Origin of the sequence: Streptacidiphilus neutrinimicus (assembly GCF_000787815.1) — a bacterium.
In the GTDB taxonomy this organism is placed as follows: domain Bacteria; phylum Actinomycetota; class Actinomycetes; order Streptomycetales; family Streptomycetaceae; genus Streptacidiphilus; species Streptacidiphilus neutrinimicus.
This window is the reverse complement of sequence record NZ_BBPO01000104.1, coordinates 1-20,556: the sequence shown is the minus strand read 5'-3', so window position 1 is coordinate 20,556 and position 20,556 is coordinate 1. Positions and strand designations below refer to the sequence as shown.

Annotated in this window: 17 protein-coding genes and 1 tRNA gene; 14 read left to right on the top strand and 4 right to left on the bottom strand. The window is 70.3% G+C overall.

Annotation, left to right across the window (positions count from 1 at the left end):
- The 4 genes from TR48_RS35185 to TR48_RS35170 form a co-directional block, all read left to right on the top strand.
- Positions 1-872, top strand: an 872-nt coding sequence (locus TR48_RS35185) for a DUF4139 domain-containing protein (protein WP_042374648.1), incomplete at its 5' end; no start/stop codon positions are given.
- Positions 869-2,617: a mucoidy inhibitor MuiA family protein gene (locus TR48_RS35180; protein ID WP_042374647.1), complete on the top strand. Its 1,749-nt coding sequence runs from the start codon at positions 869-871 to the stop codon at positions 2,615-2,617. The genes TR48_RS35185 and TR48_RS35180, both read left to right, overlap by 4 nt.
- A gap of 93 nt (positions 2,618-2,710) precedes the next feature.
- Complete coding sequence (locus TR48_RS35175; protein ID WP_042374646.1) at positions 2,711-3,316, top strand: prepilin peptidase; 606 nt, start codon at positions 2,711-2,713, stop codon at positions 3,314-3,316.
- Positions 3,317-4,034: 718 nt separating this feature from the next.
- Positions 4,035-7,184: a DEAD/DEAH box helicase gene (locus TR48_RS35170; protein ID WP_042374645.1), complete on the top strand. Its 3,150-nt coding sequence runs from the start codon at positions 4,035-4,037 to the stop codon at positions 7,182-7,184.
- A gap of 17 nt (positions 7,185-7,201) precedes the next feature.
- Here the strand turns inward: TR48_RS35170 and TR48_RS35165 are convergent, their stop codons facing one another.
- The 3 genes from TR48_RS35165 to TR48_RS35155 form a co-directional block, all read right to left on the bottom strand.
- Positions 7,202-7,807, bottom strand: coding sequence for a Uma2 family endonuclease (locus tag TR48_RS35165; protein WP_042374644.1), 606 nt, complete (start codon positions 7,805-7,807; stop codon positions 7,202-7,204).
- A gap of 140 nt (positions 7,808-7,947) precedes the next feature.
- A complete protein-coding gene (locus TR48_RS43910) occupies positions 7,948-8,217 on the bottom strand; it encodes a ribosomal protein L7/L12 (protein ID WP_042374643.1) in 270 nt (89 codons plus the stop codon).
- A 284-nt stretch (positions 8,218-8,501) separates the two neighbouring features.
- On the bottom strand, positions 8,502-8,969 hold the full coding sequence (locus TR48_RS35155) for a hypothetical protein (RefSeq protein ID WP_152628353.1): 468 nt from the start codon (positions 8,967-8,969) through the stop codon (positions 8,502-8,504).
- A gap of 466 nt (positions 8,970-9,435) precedes the next feature.
- Here TR48_RS35155 and TR48_RS35150 point away from each other — a divergent pair, with 466 nt between their 5' ends.
- Genes TR48_RS35150 through TR48_RS35140 form a run of 3 tightly spaced genes read left to right on the top strand, consistent with a single transcriptional unit; the run spans position 9,436 to position 12,094 of the window.
- Positions 9,436-10,704 (top strand): replication initiator, encoded by a 1,269-nt coding sequence (locus TR48_RS35150; protein WP_152628352.1) that lies wholly within the window; start codon positions 9,436-9,438, stop codon positions 10,702-10,704.
- Positions 10,689-10,910 (top strand): excisionase family DNA-binding protein, encoded by a 222-nt coding sequence (locus TR48_RS35145; RefSeq protein WP_042374641.1) that lies wholly within the window; start codon positions 10,689-10,691, stop codon positions 10,908-10,910. Before TR48_RS35150 ends, TR48_RS35145 begins: the two co-directional genes overlap by 16 nt.
- Positions 10,910-12,094 carry a tyrosine-type recombinase/integrase gene (locus TR48_RS35140; RefSeq protein WP_084730026.1) on the top strand — a complete coding sequence of 395 codons (1,185 nt, stop codon included), beginning with the start codon at positions 10,910-10,912 and terminating at the stop codon, positions 12,092-12,094. Before TR48_RS35145 ends, TR48_RS35140 begins: the two co-directional genes overlap by 1 nt.
- A 76-nt stretch (positions 12,095-12,170) precedes the next feature.
- Here the strand turns inward: TR48_RS35140 and TR48_RS35135 are convergent.
- A tRNA-Arg gene (locus tag TR48_RS35135) sits at positions 12,171-12,245 on the bottom strand.
- 142 nt (positions 12,246-12,387) lie between these two features.
- Here TR48_RS35135 and TR48_RS35130 point away from each other — a divergent pair.
- The 7 genes from TR48_RS35130 to TR48_RS35100 all read left to right on the top strand — a co-directional run.
- Positions 12,388-12,819 carry a response regulator gene (locus tag TR48_RS35130; protein WP_042374640.1) on the top strand — a complete coding sequence of 144 codons (432 nt, stop codon included), beginning with the start codon at positions 12,388-12,390 and terminating at the stop codon, positions 12,817-12,819.
- A 98-nt stretch (positions 12,820-12,917) separates the two neighbouring features.
- Positions 12,918-14,579, top strand: a complete 1,662-nt coding sequence (gene argS, locus TR48_RS35125; protein ID WP_042374639.1) for an arginine--tRNA ligase — start codon at positions 12,918-12,920, stop codon at positions 14,577-14,579.
- 73 nt (positions 14,580-14,652) lie between these two features.
- The gene (gene lysA / locus TR48_RS35120) at positions 14,653-16,050 is read left to right on the top strand and encodes a diaminopimelate decarboxylase (RefSeq protein WP_042374638.1); all 1,398 of its coding nucleotides are present in this window, start codon (positions 14,653-14,655) and stop codon (positions 16,048-16,050) included.
- A gap of 188 nt (positions 16,051-16,238) precedes the next feature.
- Complete coding sequence (locus tag TR48_RS35115) at positions 16,239-17,534, top strand: homoserine dehydrogenase (protein WP_042374637.1); 1,296 nt, start codon at positions 16,239-16,241, stop codon at positions 17,532-17,534.
- 6 nt (positions 17,535-17,540) lie between these two features.
- The gene (gene thrC / locus TR48_RS35110; protein WP_042374636.1) at positions 17,541-18,617 is read left to right on the top strand and encodes a threonine synthase; all 1,077 of its coding nucleotides are present in this window, start codon (positions 17,541-17,543) and stop codon (positions 18,615-18,617) included.
- A 304-nt stretch (positions 18,618-18,921) separates the two neighbouring features.
- Positions 18,922-19,875 carry a homoserine kinase gene (gene thrB / locus TR48_RS35105; protein ID WP_042374635.1) on the top strand — a complete coding sequence of 318 codons (954 nt, stop codon included), beginning with the start codon at positions 18,922-18,924 and terminating at the stop codon, positions 19,873-19,875.
- A 430-nt stretch (positions 19,876-20,305) separates the two neighbouring features.
- Positions 20,306-20,556: Rho termination factor N-terminal domain-containing protein (locus tag TR48_RS35100; protein WP_042374634.1), on the top strand; the 251-nt coding region annotated here is incomplete at its 3' end.

The following is a 20,556-nucleotide window of genomic DNA, read 5'->3' as shown; positions in this document are numbered from 1 at the left end:
GGCCTTCGCCGGCCGCTCAGCCCGCGCCGGACCCGGCGCTCCAGGACTACGCCGGTCTCATCCTCGGCGGGCCCGACGCCGTCCCCGCCGCGCGCGGGCGGCTCGCGCCCGAGGACGCGGACCGGCAGCCGGCGCTGGAGGGGGAGTACCGCCGCCGTGCAGGCGCGGTCGCGGGGCTCCCGCTGCCCCCGCACGCCGTGCCCGTACGGCACACGCCCGGCTCCTTCGCCTACCGCTTCGACGCCGCCGCGCCCGTGGACGTCCCGGCCGACGGACGCTGGCACAGCGTGACCGTCGACGACTTCCCGGTCGGGCTGACGCCGTGGCACCTGTGCGTCCCGGCCCTCGACCCGGCCGTCTACGCGGCGGTCGAGCTCGCAAACACCAGCTCGCATGCACTGCTCGCCGGGCCCGCGGACATCCTGGTCGACGGCGAGTACACCGCGACGGTGGCCATGCCCGCGCTGGCGCCGGGCCAGTCCCGCCGCATCGGGATCGGCGTCGAGGAGGGCGTCCGCGTCGCGCGGCGCGTCCGGACCAGCGAGTCGACCTCCTCCGGCCTGCGCGGAGCCGCGACGGCCGTGACGCAGACCGTCGAGATCGAGGTCGCCAACCGGCTCGGCCGCGACGTCTCGCTGGAGGTGCTCGAACGCGTCCCGGTCAGCGACGACAAGGACGTGCGGATCGAGGACGCGCCCGCGACCCCGCCGTGGACGGTCGTCCCGCCCGACGAGGACGAGCAGCGGCGGCGCGGTCTGCGCCGCTGGCGGGTCGTGGTCGAGGCGGGCGGCAGCACGACGCTGACGGCAGGTCACCAGCTCCGCCTTCCGGCCGGAAAGGCCGTCGTCGGCGGGAACAGGAGGGACGCATGAGCCACGACGACGCGCGGCCTGACCTGCTGTCGGCCCAACCGCCCGATCTGCTGCCGCTGCCGGTCACGGCGGCGACGCTGCTGGAGGACCGCGCCGAGCTCACCCGCAGCCACCGCCTGGGCGCGCTCCCGGCCGGCGTGCACCGGCTGCGGCTGGGCCCGGTCACCCCGCTCGTCGTGGACCACTCGCTCCGTGGCGAGCTCGTCGGCGTGCCGGGCGGGCGCGTGCTGGACCTGCGGGTCGTGCGCCGGTGGACCCCGCAACCGCCGGCGGCCGTCACCGGGGGCCCGGGGGAGGACGCCTCCGCGACCGAGCGGCAGGTGCACGACCTCTCCGAGCGGCTGCGCCGCGCCGACCTGGAGGTCGACCGACTCGTCGGCCGCGTCGCCGTGCTGGAGCAGCTGCTCGGCGATCTGCACCGCGCGATCGCCGAGGGCGTCGGCTCGGGTGAGGCCCAACCACGGTCCTGGGCCCAGGACTTGGACCGCGCCGAGGCGGCCCACGAGGAGCACGCGGAGGCCCTGCGCGACGCCCGTTTCCGCCGGGGCCGCCTCAAGGAGCAGCTGATCCGGGCCCAACAGGCGTGGGAGGAGGCCGAGTCACGCCCGATGGTGCTCAGCGCCCACATCGAGGCGTCGGTCGAGCTCCCTGCGGTGCCGGTGCCGGTGCCGGTCCCGGTGTCGGTCCCGGTGTCGGCACCGGCGTCGGTCCCGGGATCGGTCCCGGCGCCGGCGTCGGCGTCCGGGGAGGACGTGCGGCTGGAGATCCGGCACCTCACCCCCTGCGCCCTGTGGCGGCCCGCCTACCGCGCGACCCTGGAGGAGGACGGCCCGGAGCAGCCGCGTCTGCTGCTGGAACGCGACGCCTTCGTCTGGCAGCGCACCGGCGAGCCCTGGCACGACGTCCGGGTCACCCTCTCCACCGCGAGGCCCGCCCGCGCGGCCGAACCGCCGTACCTCGTCCCGGACGTGATCACGCTGCGCGAGCGCAGCGGCGAGGAGCGCCGCACGGTCGAGGTGGATCTGCGCGAGGTCGAGATCCCCGACATCGGCCCGGCCGACCTCGCGGAGCAGCCGGCGCCGCCGACCGCCCTCTCGTCCGTCCTTCCCGGCGTCGACGACGGCGGCGAGGCGAGGAGTCTGACCGTCCCGCAGCCGCTCTCCGTCCCGAGCGACGGGCGCGCCCATCGCGTCACCCTGGGCGGCGCCACCGCCACCGCGTCCGTCGAGCTCAGCTGCGCACCGGAGTTGGCGCCGGTGGTGGTGCGCACGGTCCGCTTCCGCCACGCGTCGGCCGAGCCGCTGCTGTCCGGCCCGGTCGACCTGGTCCGGCGCGGCGGCTTCGTCGGTCGCGCCGAGCTGCGGTTCACCGCGCCGGGCGCGACGGCCGAGATCGGCTTCGGCAGCGAGGACACCTTCCGCGCGGCCCGCTCGGTCACCGAGACCCGCGAGACCGGAGCGCTCAGCGGCCGCTCGGTGCGCGGCCGCGAGGTCGGCGTCACCCTCTCCCGCTTCGCCCCGCCGGGCGCGGGCCCGGTCCGCGTGGTGATCCGCGAGCGCATCCCGGTCTCGGAGGTCTCGGGCGTGGAGATCCGCGTCGCCAAGGAGCGCACCGTCCCGACGCCCGACGCCGTCGACGCGGACGGCGTCGTCCGCTGGGAGCTCACCCTCGCCCCGGAAGAACGTCGCGCGCTGCTGCTCCGCTACGACATCGTCGCCGGTCGCGGGGTCACCCTGCCGGACTGACATTTCCCCGGAAGCGGACACACCCGTTCATCCGGTGCGCCAGGATGAACCCGTTCGACCAGACCACCGTCCTTCTCGGTGACCGGAGCGCCCATGCCCCAGACGCCGTCCGAACCCGCCGTCGCCGGAGAGGCGCGTCCCCGTGCGCTGAGGGTCTTCCCTGCCGCCGACGCCGAGACCCGCGCCGCGCTGCGCCGCGACGCGCTGCCCGTCGCCCTCGCCGCGCTGGCCGCGGCCGCCGCCCTCGCGGCGCGCGGCGGATTCACCTTGCTCCTCCCGGCGCACGCGGCCTTCGCCCTCCTCGCGTCCGCCCTCACCGCCCTGGACCTCCGCCTCCGCCGTCTCCCTGACGCGCTGACCTTCCCGGCCTACCCCATCCTCCTCGCCCTCCTCGCCCTCCCCGGCGACGGCCTGGCCCTCCTCCGCGCCCTCCTCGCCGGCCTCGCCCTGACGGCCGGCTACTACGCCCTCGCCTTCTTCGGCGGCGCCGGCCTCGGCGACGTCAAGGCCGCTGCCGCCGTCGGCCTCGTCCTCGGCTACACCGGCTGGCGCACCCTGCTGGTCGGCACCGTCTACGCCTCCCTCCTCGCCGCGCTCTGGGCTGTCGCCCTCCTCCTGACCCGCCGCGCCTCCCGCCGCACCCAGATCCCCTTCGGGCCGTTCATGATGTCCGGAGCGCTGCTGGCCCTGCTGCTCTGACCCGTCGGCAGCGGAGCCTGGAGTGACGCATGGCGGGCGCAACACGCGTCATGCACCCTCACCATGGTCGAAGTGCGGCGGTGGCGCTGGCCGGCCTGGAGGTCCGCGACATCCACGTCCTGCCTCGCGGACCCGATCCTCGGCCGGAACGCGCGATAGCGTTCAAGTGCTCCCCGTTTCTGGCTGCTTCTTGGCAGGATGCCTCCGTGGCCGACCGGTGTTGGCGCGGCCAGAGACCAGGCGCGGGAGAGCATGGACGCGGAAGTTCGGGTCGTCACGGATGACAGCGGGGCACAGTTGGCCGAGTTAGGCCAGTGGCTGGCGGCTCAACGCGGTCTCGGCGGCAGGGTTACCCAGGTGCCTGCGTTCACGTGCGAGGACCTCAGTGCCTGAATGGCAGGAGGGCATCGACTACGCCCGCTCCCGCGCCATCTTGATCGGCGTGGCCGAGTACGACGATGTTGGATTCCGCCCCGTTCCTGCCGCGGCGAACAGTCTGTCCGCGATGCGCGCGACCAGCCGGGGCTGGCCCTGCACCTGGGTGCGCCGCTGGCATTGGAGGAGCTGGCGGAGCGGTGGCCTGGCTTGCCCTTTGCACTCAATGTCGACTATCCGGCTGCACCGGGACGGCTCTTGGAGTACGTCACCTTCGGAGTGAACCGGTCCAGCGTCGAGTTCTCTCGTCAGACAAGAAATCCAGCGATGATCAGGAGCCGTAGTGGGCAATCCCGTCAGTGGCCTGCAGCCGGCCGCCGGACTGTACGAGCAACTGGTGACCCACGCGCTCGAGGAGCAGGTGGACTCGCTGCGCGCCGCGGGCTGGCAGGTGGTGGAGGCGCCGATCGGGCCCGAGTCCGCACCCCATGTGCTCGCCGGATATCTAGGACGTCGCGCTGCTCAGGCCTTGGCTGCGCTGCCGGAGGAGCAGAGGGTTTCCGCGGCCAACCAGTTCCTCCGTGCCCTGGAGGAGACAGCAAAGGGCTCCTCCGCCGAGCGCATCGTCGAAGGTCCGCGGCAGTTGCTGGCTCTCGCGCAGAAGGAAGCTCCCGGGGTGTATGCAGTCCGCCCCGCAACCCCGCTCTCGGAGTCAGCTTTGCTCACCAACGCCCCGGAGGACCCGAGCCTCGGTGCGGAACTGCGCGCGGAGCTGGCAACCGCCGACCGGGTCGACCTGATCTGCGCGTTCGTCAAGTGGTACGGCCTGCGCGTTCTTGAGGAGCCGCTCCGCCTCGCTGCCGCTCGTGGAGTGCCGATCCGAGTGGTGACCACGACCTACATGGGCGCTACCGACCGGCATGCGCTTGACCGTCTCGTGCGAGAGTTCGGCGCGGAGGTGAAGATCAACTACGAGTCGCGATCCACGAGGCTGCACGCCAAGGCGTGGCTGTTCCGGCGCCAGACCGGATACGACACCGCGTACGTCGGCAGCTCCAATCTCTCCCGGGCAGCGCTGCTCGACGGCGTGGAATGGAACGTGCGGCTGTCGTCGGTCAGCACTCCCACGGTGTTGAAGAAGTTCGAGGCGACTTTCGACTCGTACTGGAGCGACCCGGCCTTCGAGAGCTACGACCCTGACGAAGACGCGTCCGCCCTTGATGAGGCGCTGCGCTCGGCTTCGGGCCGTGGTGGCGACAGCCAGGAAACGACCCGCATCAGCCTGTCCGGTCTTGAGGTCCGCCCTTACCCCCACCAGCGCGACATGCTGGACCAGTTGAACGCTGAGCGCGAGGTGCACGGCCTGCATCGAAATCTGCTGGTCGCTGCCACAGGCACGGGCAAGACCGTGATGGCGGCCCTGGACTATCGGGCGCTTCTGCGCAAGCTGGGGCGCAAGCCAGAGCAACTCTCGTTGCTCTTCGTCGCACACCGGCAGGAGATCCTTAAGCAGTCCCTGCGCACGTACCAGGACGTGCTGATCGATGCCAACTTCGGTGAACTGCTCGTCGGCAGTGCGGTGCCGGAAGACTGGAGGCATGTCTTCGCCAGCGTTCAATCGCTCAGCAGCAAAAGGCTTGAAGAGCTGGCACCGGACCACTTCGACGTCATCGTCATCGACGAGTTCCACCACAGCACTGCGCCTACCTATCGCCGGATCATCGAGCATTTCCGGCCGATGGAGCTGCTCGGTCTTACGGCAACCCCGGAGCGCAGCGATGGTCGCCACGTGCATGTGGAGTACTTCGACGGACGCATCGCCGCAGAGATGCGCCTGTGGGAAGCCTTGGAGAACGATCTCCTCAGCCCGTTCCACTACTTCGGCATCGCGGACAACACCGACCTTTCGTCGGTCGGCTGGCGCCAGGGTGCGTACGACGCGGGCGAACTCGACGCTCTGTTCACCGGCAACGAAGCGCGGGCTCGACTGGTGCTCAAGGCATTGTTGGACAAGGTGGTGGATCCCCACCGGATGCGAGCGCTTGGCTTCTGCGTCTCCGTCAGCCACGCCTACTTCATGGCGGAGTACTTCCGCCGGGCCAACATCCCCGCTCGGGCGCTGGATGGCACTGTCTCGCAGGCTGAGCGAGAGGACGCACTTGGAAAGCTGAGGCGCGGCGAGCTCAAGGTGATCTTCTCCGTCGACCTGTTCAACGAGGGCCTGGACATCCCAGACGTGGACACCCTGCTTCTGCTCCGCCCCACCCAGAGTGCGACGGTTTTCCTGCAGCAGTTGGGCCGAGGCCTACGACGCACCGAGGACAAGCCGGTGCTGACCGTCCTCGACTTCGTCGGACAGCACCGGGCCGAGTTCCGCATTGAGGAGCAGTTTCGAGCGCTGACGAATCTCACGCGACGCCGGCTTGTCGAGCACGTCGAACAGGACTTCCCGCAGTTGCCCTCGGGCTGCCAGATTATCCTGGACCGTAAGTCCAAGGAAACTGTGCTTGACAACATCAAGGCTCAGCTCAAGCTCGGCATCAAGGGCCTGGCTAACGAGGTCCGCGAATACGCACGTCCCGAGCTGGTCGAGTATCTTCGCGAGAGTAGGCGCGAGCCAGCCGATCTTTACCGCGGCACCAGCAGTTGGACGGCGCTGCTGCGCCGCGCTGGCTTGCTGGACGGAGAGCCCCCGGCCGGGGAGGACGCGCTGCTCAAGCGGGTGCCTGCCTTCCTGTACGCCGCTGACACGTTGCGTGTGCACGCGTATACACAGCTTCTGTCTGACGATGCCCCGCGCTACGCGGAGCTGACCGAGCAGCAACGCGGCTTCGCACACATGCTGTTCTTCTCACTGTGGCCCACCGGCGGCGGCTTCGCCGACTACCAGTCGGGACTTGACACTCTGCGCGAGCAGACTGCCTTCCGCAGCGAGGTGCGCCAGTTGCTGGCGTGGAACCTGGACCACACGCGCCGCCCCACCAGCCCGCTTCTCGGCACCCACGGCGAGCTGCCGCTCGCGCTCCACGCCGATTATTCGCGCGAGGAAATCCTTCCCGCGCTGCGGGCCGCCGAGCTCGGCGGCTTCCTTCCCGGAAATTTCCGTGAGGGCGTGAAGTGGTGTCCGGCCACCAACACCGACGCGCTCATGGTCACCCTCACCAAGGACGAGAAGGACTTCAGCCCAACAACGCGCTATCACGACTACGCACTCAGCCCGACGCTCTTCCACTGGGAGTCGCAGAACAACACCTCACCGACATCCGGCGCGGGCATGCGCTACCGCGATCACGGAAAGCGCGGCAGCCATGTGCTGCTGTTTGTCCGCCGCTTCAAGAGCACCGACTCCGGTGGCCCGCAGCCTTGGACTCTGCTGGGGCCGGTGGACTACAAGTCGCACGAAGGCAGTAAGCCGATGGCTGTGGTCTGGCAGGTTCGAACCCCGATTCCGGCCGATATCGAGCTCTACTCGGCCGTCACCGGGGTGGGCTGAGCCGCGCTGATGCCGCATCACGCTCCCCGGGTACTCCGGCGGAGCGTGATCGCGGTGAGGTCGAGGTCGACCGGGAACGGCACGGAGGCCTTCAGACGGTCGTGGAAGATGCCGGTCGGGGCGTAGACGCGGGTTGCGGGCTCCAACTCGAAGACGTAGACCACGGGGCGACCCTTGTCGTTCTCCACGCGCCAGTAGTGGGGGATGCCGGCCCTGGCGTACTTCACGGGCTTGGTCTCCCGATCCCGGGAGGTGGACTCCGGTGAGACGACCTCGATCGCCAGCTTGACCGACGAGGCGGGAAAGCGGGTTTGTTCCGGATCAACGATCGCGTCGCCTGCCACGACCACGACGTCCGGCTCCGGCCGGTTCTGCCAGTCGATGTCGATGGTGATCTCCCGGATCACTTCCAGGTCCGGGGGAGCCGCAGCTTCCAGCCCCTGCTTGAAGAAGTCGATGGCCCGGACGTGGAAAACGGTCTGCGGACTCACGAAAACGAGGCTCCCGTCGATCAGCTCCGTATGCGGAGGCAGATTGGGAAGCCGGTCGAGGTCGTCGGCGGTCCAGCCGCCCTCGGGCGGGATGGGCCAGCTGGGCTCGGAGGCCTCGGGTAGGACACTCATCGGTGCTCCCATGGGACGGAGTCTCGCCGTTGTGTCCAGCGTACCGATGGGCATTCGGCGGTGATCGCACCAACGTGTGAACCAGCTGCGAGGTCGTTGACCGGGCCTCAGGCGCGGGATCGCCCGTACCGGCACGTCGGTCAGCTCGTAGGGCCAGTGCTCGACGCCCGCACGTCGATCTCGGCGCCCGCTGCGCGCAGGGCCTCGGCCCACTTCCTCCCCGCTTCCGGAGCGATGCGTTCTGCCAGGAGCACCGGCGGCGACTGCTTGACCGTCTGCCGGGCTCGCCAAAGGCCACCGTCGAAGATCATCCGGAGTACCTTGATCACTTCCAGAGGACGCGGCCCAAGATCGAGCAGCACGACGTCGTGGGGGATCTCATCGCAGATCAGCAAGACGTGCTCGGGCATGCAGCGCCTCGTCCTGGCTTGGCGCGAGCGGGCTGATTCGACTTCAGAAACGCTGAAGGCCCAGCGCCGCGAGAGATCTCGCCAGCCTGGGCCTTGGCATTCAGTCGTACTGGTGCCCCCGGTAGGATTCGAACCTTCGCACCCGCCTCCGGAGGGTGCGAAGGAGATCATCCTACCGACCTGCGCAAATGCGTCACCAGGCGGTGTGCCAGGGTGATGCCGCTCTTCCCCGTGACTGCCCGCACTTCGCTGCTCCATCTGGCGCGAAACTGGCGCGGGCTGAGCTAGCTGGCTGGCGTCAACGTGATGTCGAACCTTTGTTCGGCTACTTCCTCGGCCAGGCGGACTACCTTCCGAAGTTCAGCGGGTGACACGCGAAGCTCCTGGACAAGCTGATGGGCCACGATCACCCAGATGAGAGCGATCTGATCTGCTTCGAAGCCGTGATACCTCACTTCGCGCGTACCGATGGCCGCGCGGATGGCGGCGGTCACCTGGAGCTGATCCAAGGCCGGTGACTCAGGGAGATCCAGCAGGCGGGTAGCGAACGCGTGCACGTCGGAGGCAGGGGCCCCATTGAATGCGCGGAGGGTCAGCGACTCGAAGACCAGGCGCAGCACAGCTAGGTCGGCCAGCGGGGCTCCGCTGAGAGCTTCGCGCTGTTCCGCTGCCTTGTCCCAATCTCGCTTTAGCGTCGTGATCAGCCAGACTCCCGCCGCCGAGCGCGGTTCGGATCGTCCTGCCCACCGCATCTCGTTGGCTCCCTGTCGGCAAATCCGCTTCCGCACCTTGACGCCGTTCGGAACCCCGACGGTTCCTGCTGCTATCCCGTCTGCCGTCGACCCACACGTTCGTGGAGCGGGCCTGGCCTCTGGGGTCCAGATGGAGCGCGCCACTGTACGAACGATCTGGACCCCAGAGGCCAGGTCTGCTCGGCTTTGCCTGGGTCGACGGCTGGCGGGATGGGAGCTCCAAGGCCAGCCACGACGGACCGACACCCGCAGGCGGACCGAGGCCATCCCGGAGCCGGAGCGCCCCCGCCGGAGGCGTCTTGGGCGTGACGGCTGATAGATCTCGTCGGGGAGCACCCTCCGCCCGGTTGGGTTCGCTCTGAGGAGGCTCGTTGTTGTGCGGCGGGCCGCCGGCCGCCGGGCGGCGCGGGGCGAAGACAGGAGCGCGCCCGAGCGGCTGGGCGGGCCGCGCCGCGCTGTGCGCGGCGTGGTCTTCTTGATCCAGGTCTTACACAGCTACGCCACCAGCTCCGAGCCGGACGGCCGGATCAAGGTCGCGTGCGGCAACCGCCGGGCCTCGCGCTGTCCGGCCTGCTCGCGGACCTACGCCGCCGACACCTACCACCTGATCCGTGCCGGGCTGATCGGCGACGAGTCCAAGGGCGTCCCCTCCACGGTCCGCGATCACCCGCGCGTCTTCGCCACGCTCACCGCGCCGTCGTTCGGCCCGGTCCACAACCGGCCCGACTCCGGGGCCTGCCGCTGCGGCACCGCCCACCTGACTGGTGATCCGATCCTCGGCACGCCACTCGATCCGGAGCGGTACGACTACGCGCACGCGGTGCTGTGGAACAACAACGCTCCTGCCCTGTGGAAGCGGTTCGCGATCTACCTCCGCCGCAAGCTGGCGAAGGCCGCCGGGCTCACCCGTCGGGACTTCGAGAGCGTGGCCCGCGTCAGCTTCGGCAAGGTGGCCGAGTACCAGCGCCGGGGTGCGGTGCACTTCCATGCAGTGATTCGCATCGACGGACCGGATGGCGCCGACAGCCCGCCGCCCGCGTGGGCCACGGTCGCGCTGCTCGATCGCGCGATCCACGATGCGGCTCGGGACGCCTCGGTGCCGCTGGGTCCGTCCGGGGATCAGCCGGGTCGGGTGCTTCGGTGGGGTGAGCAGATCGACGTGCGTCCCATTCGGGCCTTCGGCGACGACTCGGAGATCACCGAACAGGCCGTTGCCTCCTACGTGGCTAAGTACGCCACCAAGGCCGCTGAGAGCACCGAGAGCGTGGACCGCCGTCTGATCGACCGTGGAGAGCTGGAGCGCTACGACGTGCCCGCGCACACCCGCCGCCTGATCGAGACGTGCTGGGACCTGGACGGGGCCTATCCGGAGATGTTGCTCGCGCACTGGTCTCACATGCTCGGCTTCCGGGGGCACTTCTCGTCCAAGTCCCCGACCTACTCGACCACCCTCGGCACACTGCGGCAGGCCCGTACCGACTTCCGCGCCGCCCAAGCCCGCGAGGAACTGCGCGAACGGCTGCTCGCCGGAGGACTGCCCGACCTGGACGACCTGCCCGACGAGGAAACCCTCGTGCTCGCGCACTGGAGCTTCGCCGGGTCCGGACTCACACCGGGCGAATCCCTGCTCGCCGCCGGGGTCGCCCGAGAGATCCACGAGAACCGCATCACCGCCAGAGAGGAGCTCGCAACGCTCCGAGACCGAGAGGAGGACCAGGCGTGGACCGCCTGCTGACCGTACGTGAGGTGGCCGAGAGGCTCGGCACCTGGGAGAGCAGCAAGGAGCGCTTCGTGCGCCGGTTGATCGAGGAACGCCGGATCGAGTTCGTCCACGTGGGACGCCTTGTCCGCATCCGGGAGAGCGTCGTGACGGCCTACATCGAGGCCAACACGGTGCGGCCTCTCGCCCGCGGGCGTCGGCTCGGGGCGGTGGCTGCCTGATGGCGAACACCAAGGGCTCCCGCCGGCGCTTCGGGGCGGTCCGCCAACTCCGGTCGGGCCGTTGGCAGATCCGCTACCGCGACCCGGAGACCAACCTCTACCGCAACGGCGAGGAGACGTACCGGACCAAGCGGGACGCCGAGATCGCGCTGACTCAGATCGAAGCGGACATGTCGCGAGGCCACTGGACCGATCCGGACGCCGGGAAGGTGCCCCTGGAGGAGTTCGCGGACCACTGGCTCAAGGATCGGGACCTGTCGGCGCGTACCCGCGAGCGGTACGAGGGCGTCATTCGCCTGCACATCCGGCCGCAGCTCGGGGCGCGGATGCTGGCGGAGCTGACCCCGGCCAAGGTCCGGGCCTGGCGTACCGGGCTGATCGACGCGGGCGTCGGGGAGGCGACGGTGGCCAAGGCATACCGCGTGCTCCGAGCCATCCTGAACACCGCCCTGGACGACGGGCTGATCCAGCGGAACCCCTGCCGGATCAAGGGCGGGGGAGACGAGAACTCGCCGGAACGGCCCGTGCTGACGATCGCTGAGGTCTACGCCGTGGCGGGTGCCATCCAGCCTCGATACAGGATGCTCGTCCTCCTGGCGGCCTTCGCCAGCCTCCGGTTCGGGGAGCTCGCTGCGCTCCGCCGCTCCGACATCGACCTGGAGAAGCGCGTCATCCGCATTCGGCAAGCCCAATCGGAGCTCGCGACGGGTGCCCTGGAGATCAAGCTGCCCAAGAGCGCCGCTGGCGTCCGCCCCGTGGCTTTCCCTGAGGCGCTGGCTGCTGAGGTGGAGGCGCATCTTCACTGGTTCTCGGAGAATGGTCCGGACGGTCGGGTCTTCGCCGGGCCGCGCGGGGGCCTGCTGCGGCGGAGCAATTTCCACCACCTGTGGACGGCCGCGCTGACCGCCTCGAAGATCCGCCGGGTCCGATTCCACGACCTGCGCCACTTCGGCAACGCCATGGCGGCCGACGCGGGTGCGAGCACTCGGGAGCTCATGCACCGCATGGGGCACTCGACCATGGATGCCGCTCTGCGCTACCAGCACATGCGGGCCGAACGGGATCGCGTGATCGCTGACGGCATCGACAGGGAGATTCGTAAGGCGCTCGCGCCGAAGCGGCGGAAGCCGGGTCAGAAGGGCACCCCGGCCGAGGAATCTGGCGCGGAAGTGGCGCGGGGCTGATTTGGCCTCAGAAACGCAGGAGGCCCGGGCTGGCGAGTCACCCTCGCTGGCCTGGGCCTTTGGCATTCGGTCTTGCTGGTGCCCCCGGTAGGATTCGAACCTACGCACCCGCCTCCGGAGGGCGGTGCTCTATCCCCTGAGCTACGGGGGCGCACTGTCTTGCGACGTGGAGAACACTACCAGTCCCGGCCCCCTGCTCGTGCACAGGCTTTCTGGGAAGGTCTCCTCACTCGTTGCGGCGGAAGTCGGCAAAACGGGGACGGAGGGTGGTTCCTCCGCATACCCTCAGTGATGTGTCAGGCGAGTCGGGGCGGGTGCTCGTTGTCGATGACAGCGCGGTGATCCGTCAGCTGATCAGGGTGAACCTGGAGCTCGAGGGCTTTGAGGTGGTGACCGCCGCCGATGGCGCCGAGTGTCTGGATGTCGTGCAGGCCGTGGCGCCGGATGTGGTCACGCTGGATGTGGTGATGCCCCGGCTGGACGGGTTGCGGACGGCGGCGCAGTTGCGGGCCGATCCGCGGACGAGCCATCTGCCGATAGCCATCGTGAGCGCCTGTACGCAGCTGGATCTGGAGCGTGGGGAGTCCGTCGGGGTCGACGGGTATCTGGCGAAGCCGTTCGAGCCCATGGACCTGGTGGCGCTGGTCTCCCGGCTCGCCGCCGGGAGGGTGGTGCGCGGGTCGGACGGCCGCGCGGAGAGCGTTCGCCCACGGCGAACGCAGTGAGCCGCGGCGCGTCCCGCGGGTCGGAGCAGGCGGGGGCGCCCGTCTCGGACGGCAGAACGGATGCCAGGGTTGGGGCCGCTCTCGCCTAGGCTTGGCCCGTGACACCCGCAGAGCTCTCCCAGGCAGTCCAGGCCGCAGTCAGCGCCGCCGTCGAGGCGGGCGAGCTGACCGTCGCCGTCCCCGAGACGGTGAACGTCGAGCGTCCCAAGAACCGCGACCACGGCGACTACGCCGTCAACGTCGCGCTCCAGCTGGCCAAGGCCGCCGGCAAGCCGCCGCGACAGGTGGCCGAGCTGGTCGCCGCGCGACTGCGAGAGCTGCCCGGGATCGCGAAGATCGACATCGCGGGGCCGGGCTTCCTCAACATCACCCTCGACGCCGCGACGCAGGGTGAGCTCGCCCGGACCATCGTGACCGCCGGCGACCGGTACGGTCACGGCGACGCCTTCACCGGCCAGAAGATCAACCTGGAGTTCGTCTCCGCCAACCCGACCGGCCCGATCCACATCGGCGGCGTCCGCTGGGCCGCCGTCGGCGACTCGCTCGCGCGCATCCTGCGTGCCTGCGGCGCCGACGTGACGACCGAGTACTACATCAACGACGCCGGCGTGCAGATCTCCAAGTTCGGCAAGTCGCTCCAGGCCGCCGCGAACGGCAGGCCGGTCCCGGAGGACGGCTACGTCGGCGAGTACATCAACGACATCGCCGCGGAGATCGTCAAGCAGAACCCCGGGATCCTGGAGCTGGACGAAGAGACCCAGCTGGAGAAGTTCCGCGCCGAGGGCCTGCGCCTGATGGTCGCCGAGATCCAGCGCTCCATGGAGGAGTTCGGCGTCCACTTCGACGTCTGGTTCTCCGAGAAGTCGCTGCACGATTCCGGCGCCGTCGAGAAGGCCGTCGAGCGGCTGCGCGAGCAGGGCCACGTCTACGACCAGGACGGCGCCGTCTGGCTGCGCACGACCGACTTCGGCGACGACAAGGACCGCGTCCTGATCAAGGCCGACGGCGACACCACCTACTTCGCCTCGGACGCCGCGTACTACCTGAACAAGCGCGACCGCGGCAACGACGTCAACGTCTACATGCTCGGCGCCGACCACCACGGCTACGTCGGCCGCCTCAAGGCCATCGTGGCGTGCGCGGGTGACGACCCGTCGCACAACATCGAGGTGCTGATCGGGCAGTTCGTGAAGATGCTCAAGGACGGCGAAGAGGTTCGCATGTCCAAGCGCGCCGGCAACATCATCACCATCGACGACGTCGTCGACTGGATCGGCGTCGACGCGGCGCGCTACTCGCTCGCCCGCGTCCCCACCGACTCCACGCTCACGCTCGACATCGACGTGCTGACCAGCCAGACCAACGAGAACCCGGTCTTCTACGTCCAGTACGCGCACGCCCGCATGTCCTCCGTCGCCCGCAACGCGGCCGAGATGGGCATCGAGAAGGGCGCCGACGAGGACTTCAAGCCGGAGCTGCTCTCGACCGAGTGGGAGAACCAACTGCTGGGCCGCCTCGGCGAGTTCCCGGGCGTGCTGGCCACCGCCGGTGAGCTGCGTGAGGCGCACCGCGTCGCCCGCTACCTGGAGGAGCTGGCCCGCGACTACCACCGCTTCTACGACAACTGCCGGATCCTGCCGCGCGGCGACGAGGAGGTCACCGACCTGACCCGCGCCCGGCTCTGGCTGGCCGAAGCGACGCGGACGGTGGTCGCCAACGGCCTCGGTCTGCTGGGCGTCTCCGCGCCCGAACGGATGTAGCAGAAGCAGGGGCCCGAAGCCGGAAGGCTTCGGGCCCCTCGTGCAAGCACGTCGAAGAGGAAGACGACGACAGATGAGCCGCTCCGCCCACCCTGCCGGCCCCCGTCACGGCGACGTACTGCCCGAGGGCCACTACGCCGCCCCGCCCGCCGACCTGAACGTGCTCGATCCCAAGGTCTGGTCGGCGACGGTCGAGCGCGGTCCGGCGAACGGCGTCGTGAGCGTCGGCGGCGTGGACGTGCTGACGCTCGCGGAGCGGTTCGGCACCCCCGCCTACATCCTCGACGAGGACGACTTCCGCGCCCGCTGCCGCGCCTGGCAGGACGCCTTCTCGCACCTGGACGCGGACGTCTACTACGCGGGCAAGGCCTTTCTGTGCCGCGCGGTCGTGCGCTGGCTGCACGAGGAGGGCCTGAGCGTCGACGTGTGCAGCGGCGGCGAGTTGACGGTCGCGCTGTCCGCCGGGATGCCGGCCGAGCGGATCGCCTTCCACGGCAACAACAAGACCCGCGCCGAGCTGGAGTACGCCGTGAAGTCCGGCGTAGGGCACGTCGTGGTGGACTCCTTCGAGGAGCTGGCCCGGCTCTCCTGGACCGCCCATGACCAGGGCGTGCGGCAGAAGATCCTGCTGCGGGTCACCGTCGGGGTCGAGGCGCACACCCACGAGTTCATCGCCACCGCCCACGAGGACCAGAAGTTCGGCTTCTCCCTCACCGGCGGCGACGCCGCCGAGGCGGTGCGGCGGGCGCTCATGCTGGACGGCGTCGAGCTGGCCGGCATCCACTCGCACATCGGCTCGCAGATCTTCGACATGGCCGGCTTCGAGGTGGCGGCGCGCCGCGTCGTCGGCCTGCTGGCGCAGATCAAGGCGGAGCACGGCGTCGAGCTGGCCGAGATCGACCTCGGCGGCGGCCTCGGCATCGCCTACACCAGCGAGGACGACCCGCGTGAGCCGCACGAGATCGCGACCGCGCTGACGCAGATCGTGCGGCGCGAGTGCGCGGCCGAGGGGCTGGCGGTGCCGCGGCTCTCGGTCGAGCCGGGCCGGGCGATCGTCGGGCCGACGGCGTTCACGCTCTACGAGGTCGGCACGGTCAAGCCGCTGCAGGGCCTGCGCACCTACGTCAGCGTCGACGGCGGCATGTCGGACAACATCCGCACCGCCCTGTACGACGCCGACTACAGCGTCGCCCTCGTCTCGCGCGTCTCGACGGCCGAGCCGATGCTGAGCCGCGTCGTCGGCAAGCACTGCGAGTCCGGCGACATCGTCGTCCGTGACGCGTTCCTCCCCGCCGACGTGGCGCCGGGGGACCTGCTCGCGGTGCCCGCGACGGGCGCCTACTGCCGCTCGATGGCCAGCAACTACAACCACGCGCTGCGCCCGCCGGTCGTCGCCGTCCGCGACGGCCAGGCGCGGGTCATCGTCCGCCGCGAGACGGAGGAGGACCTGCTCCGGCTCGACGTGGGATGAGCGAACGACGAGCGAACGGCGCGCAGCAGGATTTCCGGTGAGCCGGTATCGGTGAGCGGAATTTACGTCTCAATCCGTGGAACGGCCGCAGATTCGGCAGCCGAGTCGCGGAGACTTGGGACCACAGGCAGGTACGAAGCCAACATCGGGCTGCCTTTTCGGCAGCGAGACAAGCAGGACGGAGTCGGATGATGCGTACGCTCAAGGTGGCGCTCCTCGGTTGTGGAGTAGTTGGCTCCGAGGTGGCACGCATCATGACGACGCACGCCGCCGACCTGGAGGCGCGCATCGGCGCGCCCGTCGAGCTCGCCGGCGTGGCCGTGCGCAGGGCCGGACGCCCGCGCCCCGGCGTGCCGGAGCACCTGATCACCACCGATGCCGAGGGTCTCGTCAGGCGAGACGACATCGACGTCGTGGTGGAGGTCGTCGGCGGTATCGAGCCGGCCCGTTCGCTGATCCTCTCGGCATTCGAGAACGGCAAGTCCGTCGTCTCGGCCAACAAGGCCCTGCTCGCGGTCGACGGCGCCGCGCTGCACGCCGCCGCGACCAAGGCGGGCGCCGACCTGTACTACGAGGCCGCCGTGGCCGGTGCGATCCCGCTGATCCGTCCGCTGCGCGAGTCCCTGGCCGGGGACAAGGTCACCCGCGTGCTCGGCATCGTCAACGGCACGACCAACTTCATCCTCGACAAGATGGACACCACCGGCGCGGGGTACTCCGAGGCGCTGGAGGAGGCCACCGCGCTCGGCTACGCCGAGGCCGACCCGACCGCCGACGTCGAGGGTTTCGACGCCGCCGCCAAGGCCGCGATCCTGGCCGGGATCGCCTTCCACACCCGCGTGGTCGCCGCCGACGTCTTCCGCGAGGGCATCACCGAGGTGACGGCCGCGGACATCGCCTCGGCCAAGGCCATGGGCTGCGTGGTCAAGCTGCTCGCCATCTGCGAGCGCGCCAAGGACGAGAACGGCGAGGAGTCCGTGACCGCCCGCGTCCACCCGGCCATGATCCCGCTCAGTCACCCCCTCGCCTCCGTGCGCGGCGCCTACAACGCCGTGTTCGTCGAGGCGGAGGCCGCCGGCCAGCTGATGTTCTACGGTCCGGGCGCCGGCGGCGCGCCGACCGCGTCCGCGGTGCTGGGCGATCTGGTCGCGGTCGGCCGCAACAGGGTGGCCGGTGGGACGGGGCCGGGCGAGAGCGCGTACGCTCAGCTCACCGTCAACCCCATGGACGACGTGGTCACCCGCTACCACGTCAGTCTGGACGTCGCCGACAAGGCAGGTGTCCTCGCCCAGGTCGCCACGGTCTTCGCCGAGCACGGAGTGTCCATCGACACCGTCCGCCAGCAGGGCCGGGACGGCGACGCCTCGCTCGTCGTCGTGACGCACCGCGCCACCGACGCCGCGCTGTCCGCCACCGTCGCCGAACTGCGCACCCTTGACCACGTCCGTGGCGTGGCCAGCATCATGCGTGTCGAAGGGGAGTAACCCACTATGAGCACCACCCTCCAGCACACCCACCAGTGGCGCGGCCTCATCGAGGAGTACCGCGACCGGCTCCCGGTCACCGCATCCACGCCCGTGGTGACCCTGCTCGAGGGCGGCACGCCCCTCGTGCCCGCGCAGCTGCTCTCCGAGCGGACGGGCTGCGACGTCTACCTGAAGGTCGAGGGCGCGAACCCCACCGGGTCCTTCAAGGACCGCGGCATGACGATGGCCATCTCCAAGGCCAAGGAGGCGGGCGCGCAGGCGGTCATCTGCGCGTCCACCGGCAACACCTCCGCGTCGGCCGCGGCGTACGCGGTCCGTGCGGGGATGGTCTGCGCGGTGCTGGTGCCGCAGGGCAAGATCGCGCTGGGCAAGATGGGCCAGGCGCTGGTGCACGGCGCGAAGATCCTCCAGGTGGACGGCAACTTCGACGACTGCCTGACGCTGGCGCGGGACCTGTCCGACAAGTACCCCGTGGCGCTGGTGAACTCCGTCAACCCGGTCCGCATCGAGGGTCAGAAGACGGCGGCCTTCGAGATCGTCGACGCGCTGGGCGACGCCCCCGACATCCACGTCCTCCCGGTCGGCAACGCGGGCAACATCACCGCTTACTGGAAGGGGTACAAGGAGTACGCGAAGGACGGCCTGGCGACGCGGACGCCGCGGATGTTCGGCTTCCAGGCGTCGGGCTCCGCGCCCATCGTCGACGGCGCGCCGGTGCTCAGCCCGCAGACGATCGCGACCGCGATCCGGATCGGCAACCCCGCCTCGTGGGAGTACGCGATCGCGGCCCGTGAGGAGTCGGGCGGCCTCATCGACAAGGTGACGGACCGGCAGATCCTGTCCGCGTACCGGCTGTTGGCATCGCGCGAGGGCGTCTTTGTGGAGCCGGCCTCGGCCGCGTCGGTCGCGGGCCTGCTCCAGGCGCACGAGCGGGGCCTGATCGACCCGGGCCAGCGGATCGTCTGCACGGTCACCGGCAACGGCCTCAAGGACCCCGACTGGGCGGTCATGGGCGCCCCCCAGCCCAGCCCCGTCCCGATCGACGCCACGGCCGCCGCTGAACGCCTCGGTCTGGCGTAAGCCATTGGGGGTGCGAGGAACCGCGCGGCCGACCACCCGCATGCGGACGGCCCCGCGCGTCCGGGGCTCCGCCTGCGTGGGTGGCTGGTCGCGCAGGTCCTCGCGCCCCTGAGGTGAGTGCGACGACCTGCGGGAGCGGAGCCCCGCAGGTCGGCACCGCCTCGCGCCCCTGGATGGGGCGACGTCCCCCGCGCGACACCCCCGTGCGGGGGTGTACCGCTGAACAGCCCCTTTTCGCTAGGCTGGCGTCATACCCCAAGCGCACGTTCCTTGATGGGTGCAGACACAGGAGAGAGTCCACGCAATGGCAGGTCCCGCCTTCCGCGCCGCCGCCGTACGGGTGCGGGTGCCCGCGACCAGTGCCAATCTCGGGCCGGGGTTCGACACCTTCGGGCTCGCCCTCGGGCTCTACGACGACATCGTCGTGCGCGTCGCCGACGCGGGCCTGCACGTGGACATCGCGGGGGAGGGCGCGGACACCCTCGCCCGCGACGAGCGGCACCTGGTGGTGCGCTCGATGCGCGCCGCCTTCGACCGGCTCGGCGGTCAGCCGCGTGGGCTGGAAGTCGTCTGCGCCAACCGGATTCCGCACGGCAGAGGCCTCGGCTCCTCCTCCGCCGCCATCTGCGCGGGCATCATGGCCGCGCGTGCGGTGACCGTCGGCGGGACCGAGGCGCTGGACCAGGCCGCGACGCTCGCCCTCGCCTCCGAGCTGGAGGGGCACCCCGACAACGTCGCCGCCTGTCTGCTCGGCGGCTTCACCATCGCCTGGACGGACTCCTTCGACGGCGACGCCGCCGTCCACGCCGCGGGCGCGGGTGCGCATGCCGTCACCGTCGCACCGCACCGCGACGTCGTACCGGTCGTGTTCATTCCGGCCGATCCGGTGCTGACCGAGGTCGCGCGAGGCCTGCTGCCCGCGACCGTACCGCACGCGGACGCCGCGGCGAACGTGGCGCGCGCCGCGCTGTTCGTCGAGGCGATCAGCCGCCGCCCCGAGCTGCTGCCGCCGGCCACCGAGGACCGCCTGCACCAGGACTACCGCACCCCGGCGATGCCGCAGAGTGCCGCGCTGGTCGCGGGGCTGCGGGCGGAGGGAATCGCCGCCGTCATCTCCGGCGCCGGACCCACGGTGCTGGCCCTGACCGACGAGAGCACCGCGGACAAGGTGCTTTCCTTCGCCGGGGAGGGCTGGGCCGCGCACCGTCTGGCGCTGGACACCGAGGGAGCCGCGATCCTGCCCTTGACCCAGCAATAACGGGAGAAGGGAAGGGCGAATCCCCGGGGAAAGTGGGAACACGATTGACACTCGCAGAGTGGGGGAATGTTTGTTGGGTCCAGTAGTGTTAATCTCGTGTCTGCACCAGGCGCCCAGTGCCGCCCGGTGCACAGCGTCCCCACCTCTGGGACAGCAATTCTCCGGGAGCCCGCCACATCGCGTACGCAGCCTGCCTGCGCCACTGTGACCGCATCCCGACGCCGTGTCGGCGAAGACCGCCTTCGAGCCGTAGCCGCCACGCGCAGGGGGCCCGGACGCGTTCGTGCGCAGCGCCATTGACACATCGCACGGCCGCACGGGTTTCCAACGTTTCACCACGCAGCCACGTCCTGCCGAAGAGCGCAGGGCGGACAGCACGACCGGTCGCCGAGCCAGAAAGGCCGACGTCCGCTCCAGGGAAGGACCCTTCGTGAGCGACACCACCGATCTGATGGGCGCGCGTCCGGACGCCGAGGCGTCGGACGCCACGGCTCCCGCGCCGAAGCGCCGTCGGACCACGGGCACCGGGCTGAACAGCATGGTGCTCGCCGAGCTGCAGCAGCTCGCCTCCGGCCTCGGCATCAGCGGCACCGGCCGGATGCGCAAGAGCCAGCTGATCGAGGCCATCAAGGAGAAGAGCGGCGGAGACCCGCTGCTCGCCGCCTCGACGCAGCCGCCGGC